Consider the following 868-nt stretch of genomic DNA (forward strand, 5'->3'; position numbering starts at 1 on the left):
GTTATATGTATATAGACGGAGAAGGAACGGTAGGGCATCATCAAGCTCCTATCTCCCAGCTATTTATCGTAGTCGAAGGTGAAGGATGGGTAACAGGAGAGGACCAAAAGCGAATTTCGATTAAAAGTGGGGAAGCAGTACTGTGGGAAAAAGGAGAGTGGCATACGTCGGCAAGTGAAACCGGCATGGCTGCCATTGTCATTCAATCGGAGGAGCTACATCCTGAAACATTCATGAAAAGAAAAAAGCACGCTTAGATAAGTTATCTAGGCGTGCCACTTTTCTATAGGACTTTAAATTTTTTAAGGGCAAACTCAATCCCGTCTTCACCCGATTTCTTCGTGACAAAATCAGCGGCGCTTTTTAACTTATCAGATCCGTTACCCATCGCAATTCCAAGGCCAGCTAACTCTATCATATCGATGTCATTTTCTCCGTCTCCGAATGCGATAGCCTCGGATTGATGGATGTTAAAATAGTCTAAGACCTTCAGGATAGCTACCGATTTTGTAATTTCTTCTTGAAGAACACTTACGACAAAAGGATGCCATCTTTTAAACATTAACTGGGGAAATCGTTGTTTATACTGATCAGCCGTTTTACCATCAATGTATAAGCACATTAAATAAATGTCTTCATCATAAATACGCTCATTCATTTGAGGATAATCACTGAGCGATAATGTTTCCTTCAGTGCTTTTAAAATATTATCATCTTTGACACCGTTCATGCTGAGCTCTTTTGTATAAAATGAAAGACCGTGATTTTCTAATGCCGCGTATTCAAAGACTTCACGCGCAACATGCTTATTCATGGAAAGCTTATGAATGACTTCTTCATTATGTACAGTAAACGCTCCGTTTGCGGT

At 40.1% G+C, this 868-nt stretch carries 2 protein-coding genes; one reads left to right on the forward strand and one right to left on the reverse strand.

The window, feature by feature from the left end; all coding sequences use genetic code 11:
• Positions 1-257, forward strand: a 257-nt coding sequence (locus RB298_RS19080) for a cupin domain-containing protein (protein ID WP_486048027.1), incomplete at its 5' end; no start/stop codon positions are given.
• A gap of 26 nt (positions 258-283) precedes the next feature.
• On the opposite strand, the gene RB298_RS19085 is transcribed toward RB298_RS19080, so the two are convergent.
• A partial coding sequence (locus tag RB298_RS19085; protein WP_486048029.1) for an HAD hydrolase family protein occupies positions 284-868 on the reverse strand: 585 nt, incomplete at its 5' end.

The sequence above is a fragment of the Priestia sp. BR_2 genome (genome assembly GCF_041954005.1).
Classification (GTDB): Bacteria; Bacillota; Bacilli; order Paenibacillales; family Paenibacillaceae; genus Paenibacillus_AQ; species Paenibacillus_AQ lautus_A.